14 protein-coding genes are annotated in these 13,935 nt (G+C 71.9%); 13 read left to right on the plus strand and 1 reads right to left on the minus strand.

All coding sequences use genetic code 11. From position 1 onward, the window contains the following. Positions 1-65 precede the first annotated feature (65 nt). The 13 genes from kynU to ACFQO7_RS10925 all read left to right on the plus strand — a co-directional run bounded on the left by kynU (position 66) and on the right by ACFQO7_RS10925 (position 11,313). On the plus strand, positions 66-1,352 hold the full coding sequence (kynU, locus tag ACFQO7_RS10865) for a kynureninase (RefSeq protein ID WP_376806228.1): 1,287 nt from the start codon (positions 66-68) through the stop codon (positions 1,350-1,352). Further along, the gene (locus ACFQO7_RS10870; RefSeq protein WP_376806229.1) at positions 1,349-2,683 is read left to right on the plus strand and encodes an FAD-dependent oxidoreductase; all 1,335 of its coding nucleotides are present in this window, start codon (positions 1,349-1,351) and stop codon (positions 2,681-2,683) included. Before kynU ends, ACFQO7_RS10870 begins: the two co-directional genes overlap by 4 nt. Then, the gene (locus ACFQO7_RS10875; RefSeq protein ID WP_376806230.1) at positions 2,680-4,182 is read left to right on the plus strand and encodes a 2-hydroxymuconic semialdehyde dehydrogenase; all 1,503 of its coding nucleotides are present in this window, start codon (positions 2,680-2,682) and stop codon (positions 4,180-4,182) included. Before ACFQO7_RS10870 ends, ACFQO7_RS10875 begins: the two co-directional genes overlap by 4 nt. A 29-nt stretch (positions 4,183-4,211) precedes the next feature. Next, positions 4,212-5,003, plus strand: coding sequence for a 2-keto-4-pentenoate hydratase (locus ACFQO7_RS10880; RefSeq protein ID WP_376806260.1), 792 nt, complete (start codon positions 4,212-4,214; stop codon positions 5,001-5,003). 121 nt (positions 5,004-5,124) lie between these two features. Next, on the plus strand, positions 5,125-6,042 hold the full coding sequence (locus ACFQO7_RS10885) for an acetaldehyde dehydrogenase (acetylating) (RefSeq protein ID WP_376806261.1): 918 nt from the start codon (positions 5,125-5,127) through the stop codon (positions 6,040-6,042). Next, positions 6,039-7,073 (plus strand): 4-hydroxy-2-oxovalerate aldolase, encoded by a 1,035-nt coding sequence (gene dmpG / locus ACFQO7_RS10890; RefSeq protein WP_376806231.1) that lies wholly within the window; start codon positions 6,039-6,041, stop codon positions 7,071-7,073. Before ACFQO7_RS10885 ends, dmpG begins: the two co-directional genes overlap by 4 nt. 11 nt (positions 7,074-7,084) lie before the next feature. Then, complete coding sequence (locus ACFQO7_RS10895; RefSeq protein ID WP_376806262.1) at positions 7,085-7,798, plus strand: 2-keto-4-pentenoate hydratase; 714 nt, start codon at positions 7,085-7,087, stop codon at positions 7,796-7,798. After that, positions 7,795-8,214 (plus strand): RidA family protein, encoded by a 420-nt coding sequence (locus ACFQO7_RS10900; protein ID WP_376806232.1) that lies wholly within the window; start codon positions 7,795-7,797, stop codon positions 8,212-8,214. The genes ACFQO7_RS10895 and ACFQO7_RS10900 overlap by 4 nt, the downstream gene beginning before the upstream one ends. A 1-nt stretch (position 8,215) precedes the next feature. Continuing rightward, positions 8,216-8,737: a 3-hydroxyanthranilate 3,4-dioxygenase gene (locus tag ACFQO7_RS10905; protein ID WP_376806233.1), complete on the plus strand. Its 522-nt coding sequence runs from the start codon at positions 8,216-8,218 to the stop codon at positions 8,735-8,737. Next, on the plus strand, positions 8,734-9,738 hold the full coding sequence (locus ACFQO7_RS10910) for an amidohydrolase family protein (protein ID WP_376806263.1): 1,005 nt from the start codon (positions 8,734-8,736) through the stop codon (positions 9,736-9,738). Before ACFQO7_RS10905 ends, ACFQO7_RS10910 begins: the two co-directional genes overlap by 4 nt. A 64-nt stretch (positions 9,739-9,802) precedes the next feature. Further along, positions 9,803-10,543: an alpha/beta hydrolase gene (locus ACFQO7_RS10915; RefSeq protein ID WP_376806234.1), complete on the plus strand. Its 741-nt coding sequence runs from the start codon at positions 9,803-9,805 to the stop codon at positions 10,541-10,543. Between the two features lie 88 nt (positions 10,544-10,631). Next, positions 10,632-10,919, plus strand: a complete 288-nt coding sequence (gene ctaJ, locus ACFQO7_RS10920) for an aa3-type cytochrome oxidase subunit CtaJ (RefSeq protein ID WP_465252382.1) — start codon at positions 10,632-10,634, stop codon at positions 10,917-10,919. Beyond that, positions 10,906-11,313 (plus strand): DUF5130 family protein, encoded by a 408-nt coding sequence (locus tag ACFQO7_RS10925; RefSeq protein WP_376806235.1) that lies wholly within the window; start codon positions 10,906-10,908, stop codon positions 11,311-11,313. Before ctaJ ends, ACFQO7_RS10925 begins: the two co-directional genes overlap by 14 nt. A gap of 60 nt (positions 11,314-11,373) precedes the next feature. Here ACFQO7_RS10925 and pepN read toward each other — a convergent pair whose 3' ends face one another. After that, positions 11,374-13,929, minus strand: a complete 2,556-nt coding sequence (pepN, locus tag ACFQO7_RS10930) for an aminopeptidase N (protein WP_376806236.1) — start codon at positions 13,927-13,929, stop codon at positions 11,374-11,376. Positions 13,930-13,935 lie beyond the last annotated feature (6 nt).

Consider the following 13,935-nt stretch of genomic DNA (forward strand, 5'->3'; position numbering starts at 1 on the left):
GACGGCGTGTCCGTGCCATAACCTCATGATCAGGGACATCTGTCGAGACACCCAGCGAGAGCAGCATGACGTTCACGTTCACTGAGGAAGACGCCCGGCGTCGGGACCAGGCCGACCCAGGCCACCGCGATCTCTTCCGGGTTCCGCCCGCCGAGGGCGGTGGGTACGAACAGACCGCCTACATGGCGGGCAACTCGCTCGGGCTGCAGCCTCGGGCCACCCGGGACGAGCTGCTCGGCGATCTCGACGCCTGGGCGCGGCTCGGGGTCGAAGGGCACCTGGAGGCCGCCCGGCCGTGGCTGCCGTACCACGAGCTGCTGACCGAGCAGGCTGCGCGGCTGGTCGGGGCGCTGCCGGCGGAGACCGTGGTGATGAACTCGCTGACGGTCAACCTGCACCTGCTGATGGTGTCGTTCTACCGGCCGACGGGGGCGCGCACGCGCATCGTGATCGAGGACGCGGCGTTCCCGTCCGACAGCTACGCGGTGCGCAGCCAGGCCCGCTTCCACGGGCTGGACCCCGACACCACCGTGGTACGCCTGCGCCCGCGCGCCGGCGAGGACACCCTGCGCACCGAGGACGTGCTCGCGTTCTTGCGCGACGAGGGCGACACCGTCGCGCTGGTCATGCTCGGCGGGGTCAACTTCCTCACCGGTGAGCTGATGGACATCCCGGCGATCACCGCGGCGGGCCGGGCCGCGGGCGCGGTCGTCGGCTGGGACCTCGCCCACGCGGCGGGCAACGTGCCGCTGCGCCTGCACGACTGGGACGTCGACTTCGCGGCCTGGTGCTCGTACAAGTACCTGAACTCCGGCCCCGGCGCGCTGGCCGGGGTGTTCGTGCACGAGCGCCACCTGGGCGACCCGGAGCTGCCCCGCTTCGAGGGCTGGTGGAGCACCGAGGCGGCGACCCGCTTCGAGATGACGCCGACCTCGCGCCCGCCGGCCACGGTCGAGGCGTGGCAGATCTCCAACCCGCCGATCTTCGCGATGGGCCCGGTACGCACCTCCCTCGAACTGTTCGACAAGGTCGGCATGGACACGCTGCGCGAGCGCAGCGTGCGGCTGACGGCGTACCTGGAGAGCCTGCTCGACGAGGTGCTGCCCGGTCGGCCGCTGCGGCAGGTCACCCCGCGCGACCCGCTGCGGCGCGGCTGCCAGCTGTCGGTGCGGACCACCGAGCTGGGCGCGAACGAGCTGGCCCGGCGGCTGCGCCACGAGCACGGCGTGATCGCCGACGCGCGCCAGCCTGACATCGTGCGCTTCGCGCCGGTGCCGCTGTACTCGACCTATCACGACTGCTGGCGGGTGGCCCAGGCGCTCGCCGCGATCTTCCCCGGGGAGCGGGCATGACGCGTGAGAAGACCGTGGCCGTCGTCGGGGCAGGGCTGGCGGGCAGCCTGCTGACCTGCTATCTGGCCCGCCGTGGCTACACGGTGACGATGTACGAGCGCCGCCCGGACCCGCGTACCGGCAAGGTCGAGCGCGGGCGCTCGATCAACCTGGCGCTGTCCGAGCGCGGGCTGGACGCGCTGCGCCGCATCGGCCTGGACCGCTCGGTGATGGCCGACGCGCTGCCGATGCGCGGCCGGATGATCCACCCGGTCGAGGGCGAGCCGGGCTTCCAGCCGTACAGCAGCGACGGCGAGCGGGCGATCAACTCGATCAGCCGCGGCGCGCTGAACAACGCCCTGCTGGAGGCGGCCACCGCGCTGCCGGGCGTGACCGCGCACTTCGACCACCGCCTGACCGGGCTGGACCCGAAGACCGGCGAGATGCGCTTCGACACCCCGCACGGCGTGGTGGAAGCGCAGGCCGACGTGGTCATCGGCACCGACGGCTTCAGCTCGGCGGTACGCGGGCAGCTGCTCGCGCACACCGGCCTGACCGAGAGCCTCGACTTCCTGGAGCACGGCTACAAGGAGCTGACCATCCCGGCCCGCGACGGCGAGTTCGCGATGGACCCGGGCGCGCTGCACATCTGGCCGCGCGGCGCGTCGATGATGATCGCGCTGCCGAACCCGGACCGCTCCTTCACCTGCACCCTGTTCTGGCCGACCGGCGGCACCGACGCGTTCGCGTCGCTGAGCAGCCCGGCCGCGATCGAGCAGCACTTCGCGCGGGTGTACCCGGACGTCATCGAGCTGGCCCCGAACCTGGTCGACGACTACCTGCACAACCCGGTGGGCGTGCTGGGCACGGTGCGGTGCAGCCCGTGGCACGCGTACGGCAGGGTCGGCCTGCTCGGCGACGCCGCGCACGCCATCGTGCCGTTCTACGGCCAGGGCGCGAACTGCGCCTTCGAGGACGTCGTCGAGCTGGACCGCATCCTCGACGAGACCGGCGACGACTGGGACCGGGCGCTGCCCGAGTTCGAGGCGCGCCGCCGGGAGAACACCGAGGCGATCGCGCAGATGGCGCTGGACAACTTCGTGGAGATGCGCGACAAGGTCGCCTCCCCGGTGTTCCAGGCACAGAAGAAGGTCGAGCACGCCCTGGAGCGGGCGCTGCCCGGCCGGTACGTGTCACGCTACGAGCTGGTGTCGTTCTCGACCACGCCGTACGCGCAGGTCCAGCAGCGGGTGCGCAGGCAGCAGCGGCTGCTCGCCGCGGCGGCGGGCGCGGCGGTGCTGGCCGCGGGCGCGCTGGCCGCGTTCGCTTTCCGGAAGGGCACGGGCCGATGAACTGGGATCCCATCCTCATGACCGGCCGCCCGGCGGGTGAGCCGGGGCTGCTGCGCAACTTCGTCGGCGGCGAGTACGTCACTTCCGCGAAGACGTTCGCGAAGGTGTCGCCGGTGACCGGCGAGAAGATCTTCGACGTGGCCGAGGCGGACGCGTCGACCGTGGACGCCGCCGTCGCCGCTGCCCGCAAGGCCCTGCACGGGCCGTGGGGGCGGATGAGCGAGGGCGAGCGCGCGGCGGTGCTGCGCCGGGTCGCCGACGAGCTGGAGCGGCGCTTCGACGACCTGGTCACCGCCGAGGTCGCGGACACCGGCAAGAGCATCTCGCAGGCGCGTACCCTCGACATCCCGCGCGGCGCGGCCAACTTCCGGGCCTTCGCCGACATCGTGGCGACCGCGCCCACCGAGTCGTTCACGACCACGACCGCGACCGGCGCTCGCGCCCTGAACTACGCGGTACGCAAGCCCGTCGGCGTCGTCGCGATCATCGTGCCCTGGAACCTGCCGCTGCTGCTGCTCACCTGGAAGCTCGCCCCGGCGCTGGCCTGCGGCAACGCGGTGATCGTGAAGCCGTCGGAGGAGACCCCGTCGTCGGCCACGCTGCTGGCCGAGGTGATGGCGGCCGCGGGTGTGCCCGAGGGCGTGTTCAACCTGGTCCACGGCTTCGGCCCGGACTCGGCCGGTGAGTTCCTGACCAGGCACCCGGGCGTGGACGCGATCACGTTCACCGGCGAGTCGGCGACCGGCAGCGCGATCATGCGCGCGGCGGCCGACGGGGTGAAGGCGGTCTCGTTCGAGCTGGGCGGCAAGAACGCCGGGCTGGTCTTCCCGGACGCCGACCTGGACGCGGCCGTGGCCGGTTCGGTGCGGTCGAGCTTCACCAACGGCGGCCAGGTCTGCCTGTGCACCGAGCGGCTGTACGTGCACCGCTCCGTCTTCGACGAGTTCGCCGACCGGCTCGCCAAGGCCGCCTCGGAGCTGGCCTTCGGCTGGCCGCACGAGGAGGCGACGGTGAACATGCCGCTGATCTCGCGGCAGCACCGGGACAAGGTGCTCGGCTACTACGACCTGGCCCGCGCCGAGGGTGCGACGGTGCTGGCCGGGGGCGGGGTGCCGGGCTTCGGCGACGCCCGCGACGGCGGGGCGTACGTGCAGCCGACGGTGCTGACCGGGCTGGCCCAGGACGCCCGGGTCAACCACGAGGAGATCTTCGGGCCGGTGTGCAGCCTGATGCCGTTCGACGACGAGGACGAGGCGTTCGCGCTGGCCAACGACAGCGCGTACGGCCTGGCGAGCACGGTGTGGACGCGCGACGTGGGCCGGGCGCACCGGGCCGGGGCGCGCCTGGACGCCGGGCTGGTCTGGGTGAACACGTGGTTCCTGCGCGACCTGCGTACCCCGTTCGGCGGGGTGAAGGCCTCCGGGGTGGGCCGCGAGGGCGGCGTGCACTCGCTGGCCTTCTACTCGGAACTGACCAACGTCTGCGTGGACCTGTCGTGAGCGGGGTGGCCACGACCGGAGAGGTGAGCATGGAGATCGTCGAGGAGGCCGTGCGGCTGCTGCGCGAGGCGCAGGAGACCCGCACCCCGATCGCCCCGCTGCGGGAGCGGCTGCTGCCGGTCGGGGACGTGGCCACGGCGTACGCCGTGCAGCGGGCGATGACCGCCGAAGCGGTCGCGGCCGGGCGGCGCATCGTCGGGGCGAAGATCGGCCTGACCAACCCGGCGGTGCAGCGGCAGCTCGGCGTCGACCAGCCCGACTTCGGGGTGCTGTTCGCCGACATGGCCTCCTTCGACGGGGCCGAGGTCGACGTGACCCGCATCCTGCAGCCCAAGGTCGAGGCGGAGGTCGCCTTCGTGCTCGGCCGGGACCTGCCGTATGAGCAGGTCACCGTCGCCGACGTGAGCCGCGCGACCGACCACCTGCTGCCCGCCATCGAGATCGTCGGTTCGCGCATCGCGAACTGGGACATCTCCATCGTGGACACGGTCGCCGACAACGCCTCCAGCGCCATGTTCGTGCTCGGCAACCGCCCGGTCGCGCTGGGCGACGTGGACCTGCGCCTGTGCGGCATGGTCCTGGAGCACGAGGGCGAGCCGGTCTCCGTCGGCGCGGGCGCGGCCTGCCTAGGCCACCCGCTGCACGCCGTCGCCTGGCTCGCCCAGACCATGGCCCAGGCCGGCACCCCGCTGCGCGCGGGCGACGTGGTCCTCTCCGGCGCCCTGGGCCCGATGGTCCCGGTAACCCCCGGGGCGGCCTACGAGGCCCGCATCTCCGGCCTCGGCTCCGTCCGCACCCGCTTCTCCGGCCTGGCGGGGTGAGGCACATGGCTCCCATGCCGCAGCGGGCCGGGGCAGGCGCGTTGATCATGAAGTTGTTCACGCGACACGCCGCCGACCCGTGCCATAAGTTCATGATCGACCAGGAAGAGCGGTGGGTGTGGTGAAGGCCGGGGTGGCGGTCATCGGGTCGGGGAACATCGGGACCGATCTGATGATCAAGGTGTTGCGGTTGAGTGAGTCGCTGCGGATGGTGGCGATGGTGGGGATCGATCCGGAGTCGGACGGGTTGGCGCGGGCTGCGCGGCTCGGGGTGGCGACGACGGCCGAGGGCGTGGACGGGCTGGTGGCGATGCCGGAGTTCGCCGAGGTGGAGGTCGTGTTCGACGCCACGTCGGCGGGGGCGCACCGGCGCAACGCCGAGGTGCTGCGGGCGCACGGCAAGGTCGTGATCGACCTGACCCCGGCGGCGATCGGGCCGTACGTGGTCCCCACGGTCAACCTGGACGAGCATCTCGACCAGCCGAACGTGAACATGGTGACCTGCGGTGGGCAGGCGACGGTGCCGATCGTCGCGGCTGTGCACGCGGTGACGCCGGTGGCGTACGGCGAGATCGTCGCGTCCATCGCGTCCCGCTCGGCGGGCCCCGGCACCCGGGCCAACATCGACGAGTTCACCGAGACCACGGCGCGGGCCATCGAGGTCGTCGGCGGCGCGGCGCGCGGCAAGGCGATCATCGTGCTGAACCCGGCCGAGCCGCCGCTGCTCATGCGCGACACGGTGTACTGCCTGTGCGCGGACGCCGACGCCGACCGGGTCGCGATCGAGGCGTCGATCGAGGACATGGTCAAGCAGGTGCAGGGTTACGTGCCCGGCTATCGGCTCAAGCAGAAGGTGCAGTTCGACCGGGTGAGCGTGCCGATGTTCGCCGAGCCCGCGCTGCAGGTGTCGGTGTTCCTGGAGGTATCGGGGGCGGGCCACTACCTTCCCGAGTACGCCGGGAACCTGGACATCATGACCTCGGCGGCGCTGCGTACGGCGGAGCGGCTGGTAGGCAAGCGCGCGGAGGCGGCGGCATGACGGAGATCTACGTACAGGACGTGACCCTGCGCGACGGCATGCACGCCATCGGGCACCGGTACACCGTGGACCAGGTGCGGCGGATCGCCGCGGCGCTGGACGCGGCGGGCGTGGCCGCGATCGAGGTCGCGCACGGCGACGGCCTGGCCGGCTCCAGCGTCAACTACGGCTACGGCGCGGCCACCGACGCCGAGTGGATCGCGGCGGCCGCCGAGGTGATGACCCGGTCGAGGCTGACCACGCTGCTGCTGCCCGGCATCGGCACCATCGCGGACCTGAAGGCCGCCCGCGACCTCGGCGTCACCAGCGTGCGCATCGCCACGCACTGCACCGAGGCCGACATCTCCGCCCAGCACATCGGCTGGGCCCGGGACAACGGCATGGACGTCGCCGGCTTCCTCATGATGTCCCACATGAACGACCCGGCCGGGCTCGCCAAGCAGGCCAAACTCATGGAGTCGTACGGCGCGCACTGCGTCTACGTCACCGACTCCGGCGGCCGCCTGCTCATGCGCGACGTCGCCGAGCGGGTCGACGCCTACCGGCAGGTGCTGGACGAGAACACCCAGGTCGGCATCCACGCCCACCACAACCTGTCGCTCGGCGTCGCCAACAGCGTCGTCGCGGTCGAGCACGGCGACCGTCCCGGTGTGCCGGTGCGCGTCGACGCGAGCCTGGCCGGCATGGGCGCGGGCGCGGGCAACGCCCCGCTGGAGGTGTTCGTGGCCACCGCCGAGCTGATGGGCTGGCAGCACGGCTGCGACGTGTTCGCGCTGATGGACGCGGCCGACGACGTCGTCCGGCCGCTGCAGGACCGCCCGGTGCAGGTGGACCGGGAGACCCTGTCGCTGGGGTACGCGGGCGTCTACTCCAGCTTCCTGCGCCACGCCGAGCGCGCCTCGGCGAAGTACGGCGTGGACGTGCGCTCGATCCTGGTCGAGCTGGGCCGCCGCCGCATGGTCGGCGGCCAGGAGGACATGATCGTGGACGTGGCCCTGGACCTGGTCCAGGCGGCGGAGGGAACCAAGTGAGCTTCTCGGAGATGGCGGCGCTGCTGGACCACGCGGCGGTCGACGCCACCGCGATCCCGCAGCTCACGCTGGCCAACGAGCTGGACGTCGACGGCGCGTACGCGGTCCAGGAGGCGCTGATCGCGCGCCGCCTCGACCGGGGCCAGCGGCTGGTCGGTATCAAGATGGGGCTGACCAGCCGGGCCAAGATGGCGCAGGTCGGCGTGCACGAGGTGATCTGGGGACGGCTCACCGACGCCATGGCCGTGCCCGACGGCGGGCAGCTCAGCCTGGACGGGTTCATCCACCCGCGGATCGAGCCGGAGATCGCGTTCCTGCTCGGCGAGAACGGCATCGCCGCGGCCGCCCCGGCCCTGGAGATCATCGACTCGCGGTACGCCGACTTCCAGTTCACCCACGCCGACGTCGTCGCCGACAACACCTCCGGCGCGGCGTACGTGATCGGCGCTTGGCAGCCGGTCCCGGCGGGCGTGGACAACCTCGGCGTGCTGCTGGAGGTCGACGGCAAGGTCGTCCAGGCGGGCTCGACCGCGGCCATCCTCGGCGATCCGCGCCGCGCGCTCACCGAGGGCCGTGCGCTGACCGCCCGCTACGGCGTCGCCCTCGAACCCGGCTGGGTCTTCCTCGCCGGAGCCGCCACCGCCGCCGTCCCCCTCACCCCCGGTGCCCACGTCCGCGCCGTCGTCGAAGGCCTCGGCACCGCCTCGCTGAAGGCCACGGCATGAGCGGGGCGAAGACGGTCGCGGGCAAGGCGACGCCGCGAGGGAAGTTCCCGCACGTGAAGGTGGCGGGCGGGTTCGCGTTCGTGAGCGGGACGTCGAGCCGGCGGCCCGACAACACCATCGCGGGCGCGTCGGTGGACGAGATGGGCACCACCAGCCTCGACATCCGCGAGCAGACCCGCGCGGTGATCGAGAACATCGGCGACATCCTGCGTTCGGTCGGCGCGGACCTGTCCGACCTGGTCCAGGTCACCACGTACCTGGTCAACATGAACGACTTCGGCGGGTACAACGAGGTGTACGGCGAATTCTTCGACGCCACCGGACCCACCCGCACCACGGTCGCGGTGCACCAGCTCCCGCACCCGCACCTGCTGATCGAGATCCAGGCAGTCGCGCTACTTCCCAAGGAGGTCTGAAGTGACGGAGATTTCCGAGCCGGTGAGCTTCCCCGGCTGGATCGAGGAGAACCAGCACCTGCTCAAGCCGCCGGTCGGCAACAAGCAGATGTTCCCTACCGGCGACGACTTCATCGTGATGGTGGTCGGCGGCCCGAACCAGCGCACCGACTTCCACGTGGACCCGTACGAGGAGTTCTTCTACCAGATCAAGGGCACGCTGCGGATCAACGTGATGACGCCGGACGGCCCGCGGACGATCACGGTGCCCGAGGGGCACATGTGGATGCTGCCCCGGCTCACCCCGCACTCGCCGCAGCGCGAGGCCGGCTCGATCGGCCTGGTCATGGAACGGGTCCGCGAGGAGGGCACGCTGGAGAAGTTCCGCTGGTACTGCCCGAACTGCTCCGAGATCGTGCACGAGGTGGAGCTGCAGGTGCGCGACATCGTCGCCGACCTGCCGCCGGTGTTCACCGCGTTCTACGACAGCGAGCAGGCCCGCACCTGTGCCAAGTGCGGCACCCTGCACCCGGGTAAGGGCTGATGGCCCCCGTCGTCGACGTGCACACCCACGTCGTGCCCCAGGGCTGGCCGGAGCTGTCGAACGCGTGCGGCGGCGACGACTGGCCCTGGCTGCGGGTGGACTCCGAACGCGCCGCGATGATCATGATCGGGGAGACGGAGTTCCGGCCGATCGGCGCGCAGTGCTGGGACGCGCCGACCCGGCTGTCCGACATGGCCGACGACGGCGTCGACGTCCAGGTCGTCTCGCCGACGCCGGTGTTCTTCTCGTACGAGCGCCCCGCCGACCAGGCGATGAAGGTGGCCCGCATCTTCAACGATCTGGCGCTGACGGTCTGCGCGGACGGGGGAGACCGGCTGGTGCCGTTCTGCCAGGTGCCGCTGCAGGACCCGGACCTGGCCTGCGCGGAGCTGGACCGCTGCCTGGCCAACGGGCACGCCGGGGTCGAGATCGGCAACCACGTCGGCGACCGTGACCTCGACGACGCCGGTATCGTGCAGTTCCTGCAGCACTGCGCGCAGGTCGGGGCGCCGGTGTTCGTGCACCCGTGGGACATGCCGACCGGGCCGCGCCTGGACCGGTGGATGGCCCGCTGGCTGACCGGCATGCCCGCCGAGACCCACCTGTCGGTGCTGTCGATGATCCTCGGCGGGGTCTTCGACCAGGTCCCCGAGTCGCTGCGGCTGTGCTTCGCGCACGGCGGCGGCAGCTTCCCGTTCTGGCTGGGCCGGGCCGACAACGCCTGGCACCGGCGCGGCGACGTGGTACGCGGCCAGTCCGCGCTGCCGCCCAGCCACTACACGCACCGCTTCTCCGTCGACACCGTGGTGTTCGACCCGTCCGCGCTGCGGCTGCTCGTCGACACGATGGGGGAGGACCGGGTGCTGCTGGGCAGCGACTACCCGTACCCCCTGGGCGAGCGCCCCGTCGGCGCGGTGGTGCGCAAGTCCGACTTCCTCACCGACACCCAGCGCGCCAAGCTGCTGGGTGGCAACGCGCTGACGTTCCTGGGGCGGGGATGAGCGAGCGCAGCGAGCGAATCAGTCGGCTCCGCTTTGCCGACGACGAGCGCAGCGAGGAGGAGGCATGAGCGAGGACCGCTCGGTGCTCACGCGTGCGGCGGCCGCGCCGGATCTCGCGCTGCGCTACGGGCCGCGGGCCGAGCACGTCGCCGACGCCTGGTGCGGCGACGCCCGTGCCGCGGTCCGGCCGCTGGTCGTGATCGTGCACGGCGGATTCTGGCGGCCGGAGTATGACCGTGCCCACACTCATCCGATGGCCGCGGCGATCCGCGACGCCGGCTGGACGGTGGTGTCGATCGAGTACCGCCGCGTGCCCGGCGACCCGGACGCGACCGTGCGCGACGTCACGTCAGCGCTTGCCGTTGTGCCCGGTGAGCTGGGCGGACATGACGGACGGGTGATCACCGTCGGGCACTCGGCGGGCGGTCACCTGGTGCTGTGGGCGGCGATCGCCGCCCCGGCGCCGCGACAGGCCGGTACGCTGGCCCTGGCGCCGGTGGCGGACCTGCGGCTGGCGCAGCGGCTGGAACTCGACGGCGGCGCGGTCGTCGATTTCCTGGGCGCGGACGCATCGACCCGCGAGGATCTCGACCCGGTCCGGCTGCCCGCCCCGCCGGGGCCGACGGTGCTGGTCCACGGCGTGTCGGACGAGATCGTGCCGATCACCGTGGCCGAGTCGTACGCCGTCGGGCAGCCCGGCAGCAGGCTGGTCGCGGTGCCGGGCGCGGCGCACTTCGCGGTCATCGACCCGCTGTCGGCGGCCTGGCCGACGGTGCTCGCCGAGCTGTCGCGGCTGGGTGACTGAGGCGGCACGCGACCACCCCTGAGCAGGTGGCCGCGTCCGCTCCGCTAGCGTTGAGACGTTCATTCGGACTGAGCCGGGGGGCTTCACGGTGTCCACGCCAGATCTATCCGATCTGCTGATCTACGCGGGCATCCCGCTCGCGGTGATCGGGATCATCTTTGCACTGGTCTATGCGGCCGGCGGCCGCAACGCCAAGCGGTACCGGCCCGGCCGGCCGTACGAGTTCGCGCCGGTGTGGTTCCTCGCCCGGCCCGAATCGGACGGACCGGAGGCGCAGCACGCGGCACTGGACGCCGCCGCACGCGCGGAGCTGACCGCGGCCGGCGACATCGCGCCGGTCGTGGACGTGACAGGAGGCGCAAGTGACCGCTGGTGACCACTACGCCGTGTCCAGCAAGGCGGTGCTCGACGGGCCGTTCACGACCCGCCAGCTGCTGCGGCTCGACGACGCGCTGCGCAAGGCCGACGACAACTCCGGCCTGACCTTCAGCACCTACGTCGGCGAGGTCGAGGAGCCGATGCGCGAGGGAGCCGAGCGGCTGCACGCCCGGCTGGCCCACCCGGCGGAGTCGGTGCTCATCGCCGTCGACCCGGCCCGGCGCCAGCTGGAGATCGTGACCGGTTCGCAGGCCCGCAAGCGCCTGTCGGACCGCGACTGCAAGCTGGCCGCGCTGTCCATGGCGGCCTCGTTCGGCGGCGGCGACCTGGCCGGCGGCCTCGTCAGCGGTCTCGCCCAGCTCACCGGGCTGGCGGGCAAGCACAACCTGTGACCTGACGGTCATGAAAGAAGGGGCCGGACGCGACGCGTCCGGCCCCTTCCTAGTACCTGCTCAGGACGAGGCGGCGTCCTTGGCGCGGGCCTTCAGGGCGCGCAGCACCCGGTCGTTGCCCTCGGCCATGAGACGGCGCAGCGGGGCCGGGTGGCCCTCCTCCGCCAGCCACGCCTGCGCCGCCGCCACGGTCTGCTCCGACACGTCGAGCACCGGGTAGGCCAGCACCACGAACTCCTGCGCCGGCTCGCTGTCCCGGGCCGCCCACACGCCCGCGACCTCAGCGAAGAACCGCGGCGTGTACGGCGCGGTCAGCTCCGCCTGGGCAGGGTGCTGGAAGCCCTGGATCAGCGCCCGGTTGCGCCAGTTGGGCAGCGCCGTCGGGCCGGTCAGCTCCGTCCACACGGCGGCCTTGTTCTCCGGCGTCGGGATCAGCGCGTACGCGAGCGCCGCGCCGATGTCGCCGGAGGCGGTGCGGTCGGCGTCGTGCTCGGCCTGGATGACCGCCGGGTCGACGCCGCCGTTGGCGACCAGGCACTGCACCAGCTGCCAGCGCAGCTCACCGGCGATGGTGATGCCCTCGGGCACCCCGGTGCCGGTCAGCCAGCCCTGCAGCACGGCCAGGTCGGAACTGCCCCGGGCGGCGCTGATGAAGGCCCGCGACCAGGCGAGCTGGAAGCCGCTGCCGGGCTCGGCGACGGCCAGCGCCGCCTTGGCGGTGTCGGCCAGCTTCGCCCAGCCCGCCGGCGCCCAGGCCGGGTCGGCGTACTGGGTGAGCACCAGCTGCACCTGGCGCAGCGTGGCGGTGACCAGGTTGATGTCACGCTCGCCGGGCAGCGCGTTGGTGACCAGCGTGACGTAGTCGCGGGCGGGCATCTCCGCGTCGCGGACCATGTCCCACGCGGCGGCCCAGCACAGCGCGCGGGCCAGCGACGAGTCGAAGCCGCTCAGGTTGCCGACCACCGTGGCCAGCGAGCGCTCGTCGAGGCGCAGCTTGGTGTAGGTGAGGTCGTCGTCGTTGAGCAGCAGCACGTCGGCGGCCTTCTTGCCGGCCAGCTCGGCCAGCACCGTCTCCGCGCCCGCGACGTCGGTCTCGATCCGCTCGCGGCGCACCAGGCTGCCGTCCACGAGGTCGTACAGGCCGACGGCGAGGTGGTGCGGGCGCAGCGTCGGGTGGCTCTCCGGCGCGGTCTGCACCACGGTCACCTGCCGGTACGTGCCGTCCTTGGCGATCTCCACGACCGGGCGCAGCGTGTTGACCTGGGCGGTCTCCAGCCACGCGGCGGCGAAGTCGCGCAGCTCGCGGCCGGAGGCGGCCTCCAGCGCGGAGAGCAGGTCGCCGAAGGTGGCGTTGCCCCAGGCGTGCTGCTTGAAGTAGGAGCGCAGGCCGGTGACGAACGCGTCGATGCCGACGTACGCCACGAGCTGCTTGATCACGCTGGCGCCCTTGGCGTACGTGATGCCGTCGAAGTTGACCTCGACCGCGTCCACGTCGGGCATGTCGCAGTAGACCGGGTGCGTGCTGGACAGCTGGTCCTGGCCGTAGCCCCAGTTCTTGCGCACCGACAGGAACGTGGTCCAGGCGTCGGAGAAGCGGGTCGCCTCGGCGTTGCACCAGTGCGACGCCCACTCGGCGAACGACTCGTTCAGCCACAGGTCGTCCCACCAGCGCATGGTGACCAGGTCGCCGAACCACATGTGGGCCAGCTCGTGCAGGATCGTGTTGGCGCGCTGCTCGCGCTCGAAGTCGGTGACCTCGCTGCGGAAGATGTACGACGCGTCGGCGTGGGTGACGCAGCCGAAGTTCTCCATCGCGCCCGCGTTGAACTCGGGCACCCACAGCTGGTCGTACTTCGGCAGCGGGTAGCGCACGCCGAACTGGGCCTGGAAGAAGTCGAAGCCCTGCTTGGTGATCTCGAACAGCTCGTCGGCCTCCAGGTGCTCGGCCATCGAGGCGCGGCAGTAGACACCCATGTCGATGCCGTCGTGCGTGGTGCGCACCTCGTGGTACGGCCCGGCGCACAGCGCGGTCACGTACGTCGACATACGAGCCGACTGCTCGAAGTGGACCGTCTTGCCGAAGCCCTCGCTGGTGACCGAGTCGACCGGCGCGTTGGAGACGACCTTCCAGTGCTTGGGCACCACGGCGTGCCAGGTGTAGACCGACTTCAGGTCGGGCTGGTCGAAGCAGGCGAAGACCTTCTGGGCGTCGGCGGTCTCGAACTGGCTGTAGAGGTAGACCTCCTTGTCCGCGGGGTCGACCGCGCGGTGCAGGCCCTGGCCCTGCTGCGAGAACGGGAAGTCGGCCTCGACGACGAGCGTGTTCTGCTCGGCGAGCTGCGGCAGCACCAGGCCGGTCTCGGCGGTCCAGGCGCTGGTGTCCAGCGCGGCGCCGTTCAGCTCGGCGCGCAGGACCTTGCTCGCGGCGACCTCGATGAAGGTGCCCGCACCCGGTTGCGTGGCGGTGAACTTCACCGTGGTCACGCTGCGGAAGGTGCCGTCGCCGGGGTTGCCGGCCCCGTCGGTCAGGTCCAGCGAGATGTCGTACGAGTTGACGTCCAGCAGCCGGGCCCTGTCGGCGGCCTCGGTCTGGGAGAGATTGCGCGTACCGGTCACGGCGTG

It is taken from the genome of Catellatospora aurea (assembly GCF_042663325.1).
Taxonomy (GTDB): domain Bacteria; phylum Actinomycetota; class Actinomycetes; order Mycobacteriales; family Micromonosporaceae; genus Catellatospora; species Catellatospora aurea.